This window comes from Rubrimonas sp. (genome assembly GCF_036788415.1).
In the GTDB taxonomy this organism is placed as follows: domain Bacteria; phylum Pseudomonadota; class Alphaproteobacteria; order Rhodobacterales; family Rhodobacteraceae; genus Rubrimonas.
This window is the reverse complement of sequence record NZ_DAIQNN010000170.1, coordinates 1-3,917: the sequence shown is the minus strand read 5'-3', so window position 1 is coordinate 3,917 and position 3,917 is coordinate 1. Positions and strand designations below refer to the sequence as shown.

Annotated in this window: 2 protein-coding genes and 2 pseudogenes; 3 read left to right on the top strand and 1 reads right to left on the bottom strand. The window is 71.8% G+C overall.

The window, feature by feature from the left end; genetic code table 11:
- Positions 1-1,168 (bottom strand): annotated as a pseudogene (locus tag V7Q31_RS17815) (IS3 family transposase); the annotation flags it as partial.
- Positions 1,169-1,374: 206 nt separating this feature from the next.
- Here V7Q31_RS17815 and V7Q31_RS17810 point away from each other — a divergent pair.
- The 3 genes and pseudogenes from V7Q31_RS17810 to V7Q31_RS17800 form a co-directional block, all read left to right on the top strand.
- The gene (locus V7Q31_RS17810) at positions 1,375-1,893 is read left to right on the top strand and encodes a DUF6088 family protein (RefSeq protein WP_442976741.1); all 519 of its coding nucleotides are present in this window, start codon (positions 1,375-1,377) and stop codon (positions 1,891-1,893) included.
- 281 nt (positions 1,894-2,174) lie between these two features.
- A pseudogene (gene istA / locus V7Q31_RS17805) lies at positions 2,175-3,722 on the top strand (IS21 family transposase).
- Positions 3,719-3,917 (top strand): ATP-binding protein (locus V7Q31_RS17800; protein ID WP_333835191.1); only part of this gene is annotated, 199 nt, incomplete at its 3' end. The pseudogene istA and the gene V7Q31_RS17800, both read left to right, overlap by 4 nt.

Sequence of the window (3,917 nt, the reverse complement as noted above, 5' to 3'; positions counted from 1 at the left end):
TCGTGGCGCAGCTTGGTGCCGGCGGCGACGCCGGCGTCGAAGGCGCCGAAGCCGTGGCGGACGGCTTGGCGGAGTGGTTCCAGCGCCTCGAAGCGGGTGGCGCGGCGGGCGGCATGGATGCCGAGGCATTCGCCCGAACAATGGTCGACCAGGATGAAGACGGCGGCCCCGCGCAGGTCTCCTGACTTGCGCCGCTTTGCGGATGGATCGCGCGGCCTGCTGGCGCGCGATGACCCTCGCCGGTCAGCGTGGAGGTGAGATCCGTGCCCCACTGCCGGGGTCCCCACGCGATCCTGATCGCGTGGGGTGGCATCTCGTCGACGCGCTCGGTGCGGATCGTGCCGTCATGCGCCCTTGGCCCACGTGGCCGGCCCACGCGATTCGGCGCCTGCAGCCCGTGCTCGCGGGTCAGGCGCAGGACCCGGCGCTTCGAGGTCCGAATGCCCTTGAAGCGGAGGCGCGCCCAAATCTTGCGGTAGCCTTCGCCCCACCCCACGCCGCTCGCGGCGTGGGGGCCCCAGGGATGGAACGCGGTCTCGGCGAGGAGCGTCCGGATGGCCTCGACCAGCTCGGCATCGGTCATCGGTCCGACCGGGCCCGGCCGCTGCCGCGGCCGCTCTGTCTCGGGCTGCCGCCGGCGATAGAGCGTGGCCCGGGGCACGCGCCAGACACGGCAGACGCGAGCGAGGTCGTAGACCCGGTTGACGGAGGGCGAGACGGTACGGCTCATCGCCGAGGTCCCCATGCGATCTCGATCGCATGGGGTGGGGGCCTCGACCTCCGCCGGGCCAAAGGGCGGCCGCCCTCCAGTCGGTCGATCTTCGCCTCGAGCAGCTCGGTCGCCATCGTCAGATCGCCGACTTTGCCCTTCAGCCGGGCGATCTCGGCGTCGCGGTCGTCGGCCTCCCCAGTCTTCAGCGACGTCTCACCCGCCGCCAGGAAGGCGTCGCGCCAGGCGCTGAGCTCCGCCGCCGTCACGCTGAGCTCGCGCGATCCCCGGGGTCCCCACGACGCAAGCGTCGTGGGGTGGGACGAACTCGATCGGCTCGCCCCTCAACAGCCGCAGCACGGCACCCTGCTTGCGCTTCGCCGACATCCGCGGCCGCGGGGCTGACCCGTCTCCGCCAGCGTGATGACCGCGCTGCGACGGGCCAGCCCCGTCCACCATCTCGTCCGTCATCCCAATCTCCCAGCTCCCCTCGATCAAGCCGAATGCGGTGTCTCAACGAACCGTAGACCGGGGGACAGGTCAGCAACAGCCCGATGCTTCTGACAGTCAGGAGTGTTCCATGAGCAACCGGGCCGAAAGACTGAGCGAGGCTATCTTGGGCGAGGCGCGGCGGCAGCCTGAAGGCACGCCCGTGATTGCCAGCGTTGCTGCATCTGGGGCAGCGGGCAGCCCTCGACCAAGCCCTGTCGCGCCTTGCACGACGCGGCACGCTGCTGCGCATCGGTCGCGGGCTGTACGTGCTGCCGGTCGAAAGCCGCTACGGCCAGCGCGCGCCTTCGGTCGAGAAGACGGTGACGGCCCTGGCGGCGCAACGCGGTGAACGGCTCACCGGCAGTCCCGCGATGGCCGCCAATGCGCTGGGCCTCACCACGCAGGTCCCGGTCACTTCGATCTTCCTGACGTCGGGACCAAACCGCACCCTGCAGCTCGGTCGGCAGAAAGTGCAGCTTCGCCATGCACCCGCTTGGCAGCTCGCCCTTGGCGAGACCAAGGCGGGGCAAGTGGTTCGAGCCCTGGTCTGGCTCGGGCCGGACCAGGTCGAAGCGGCGCTCGGCCAAGTCGGCAGGCAGCTGCAGTCCGACGAGCGCCGCTTGCTGGCAACGGTTGGCACGACGTTGCCGGGTTGGCTTGCCCAACCGGTGAGCCGCCTGGCTCATGACTGATCGTCGATCGCCGAGGACTATCTGAAGTTCTACCCGGAGAAACGCCGAGAGGTGCTGGGCTCGGCTGCCGACGCGTCCGGCCGCCCAGCCCTGTTGAGCGACAACCATCCTGCCGGGGCCGACAGCCAAGTTGGCCGGCGCCTTCAGGCGGAGGGAGGGCGTAGCCCAACCGGAGGCTGAAGGCGCCGGCGCGATCGTCTCGGAGGGGGCGATGGCAGGGGGGTGCTGGCCGCTGCGGCCGGTACGACGGGGGATCTCTGTGACCAAACGGAGCTCCCGCCGTGCCGGGCAAACCCGTCACCGACCAGCAAGTGAGACTGTACATGCACGACCGTCCCCATCACAGCCGGCGCGTCGCCGCCGCCCGCGCCGGCTTCAGCGAGCGCACCGCCCGGCGCATCGAGGCCGACCCGCGCGCGCCCTCGCAGCGCCGGGTCGAGCGCGGCCGCACCGTCCCCGACCCGCTTGCCGAGGTATGGGAGACGGTGCTGCTGCCAATCCTCGAGCGCGACGCTTCCGTGCAGGCGGTGACGCTGCTGCGTCATCTGCAGATGACGGACCCGGACACCTTTCCCGACGACCGCGTCCGGCGCACCCTCGAGCGCCGCGTCCGCGACTGGCGGGCCCTCCACGGCCCGCCGAGGGACGTGATCTTCCGCCAAAACGCCGAGCCGGGGCGCATGGCGCTCTCGGACTTCACCGACGCAAGCGAACTCGGCGTGACCCTCGCGGGCAAGCCCTTCCCGCACCGGCTCCACCACTTCGTCCTGGACTACAGCGGCTGGGAGTCCGCCGGCGTCGTGCCCTCTCCCTGCTCGGATCGGGCGGTGCCGCGCACCGCCCGAGGGGCGAGAGTTTCACGGCGCTCGCCGAGAACCTCCAGAACGCGCTCTGGTCCCTCGGCGGCGTCCCGGGCGAGCATCGCACCGACAGCCTCTCGGCCGCCTATCGCAACCTCGACGAGGAGGCCGCCAGGGGACGTCACCAGGCGCTACGAGGCGTTCAGCGCCCACTACGGGCTGGTCGCGAGCCGGTGCAATCCGGGCGAGGCGCACGAGAACGGCGCGGTCGAGTCCCACCACCGCCACCTGAAGACCGCCCTCGACCAAGCCCTGATCCTGCGCGGCGATGGCGACTTCGCCACGCTTGGCGACTATCGGACCTTCGTCGACCAGCTCGTCGTGCGCCGGAACCGGCGGCGCGAGGCGGCGGTCCGCGTCGAGATGGCGGCGCTGCGCCCGCTTCCCGCGCGGCGCGCGACCGACTTCACCGAGATCGTCGCGCGCGTGACGCGCACCGGCGGCTTCCTCGTGCACAGCGTCTTCTACAGCGCGCCGGCCCGCCTGATCGGCCATCGCCTGCGCGTCCATGTCTACGACGACCGGATCGAGGCCTGGCTCGGAGCCACGAAGGTCGTCGCTCACCCCCGCCGGCGCGGGCGCGACGACGGCAAGCGCGTCCACCAGGTCGATTACCGCCACATGATCCATGCGCTGCGGCGCAAGCCGCAGGCGCTGGCGCGTTCGGTCTACCGCGACAGCCTCTTCCCGCGCACCGAGTATGCCGAGGCTTGGACGCGTCTCTCGGAGACCCTGCCCGAGAAGGAGGCCTGCCGGCGCATGGTCGCGCTCCTCGCGCTCGCCCATGACGAGGCCTGCGAGGCCGAGCTCGCGGCGCTGATCGCGGAGGATCTCGCCGCCGGCCGCGGGCCCGACGCGCGCGATCTCCGTCGCCGGCTCGAGCCCCGCGGCCGCGAGCTGCCAACCGACGTGCCCGTTGCGCTCACCGAGCTCGCGAGCTTCGACCTCCTGATGGGGGTGGGCGCATGACCGCCCGCGAGATCGACGTCCACACGCTGCCGACCATGCTGACGACGCTGCGCCTGCCGAGCTTCGGCAAGCGCTGGCAGGCCTTCGCCGCGCAGGCCGACCAGGAGGGCTGGCCCGCCGCCCGCTTCCTCGCCGCCCTTGCGGAGCTGGAGCTCGCCGAGCGCGAGACCCGCCGCATCCAGCGCCACCTCGACG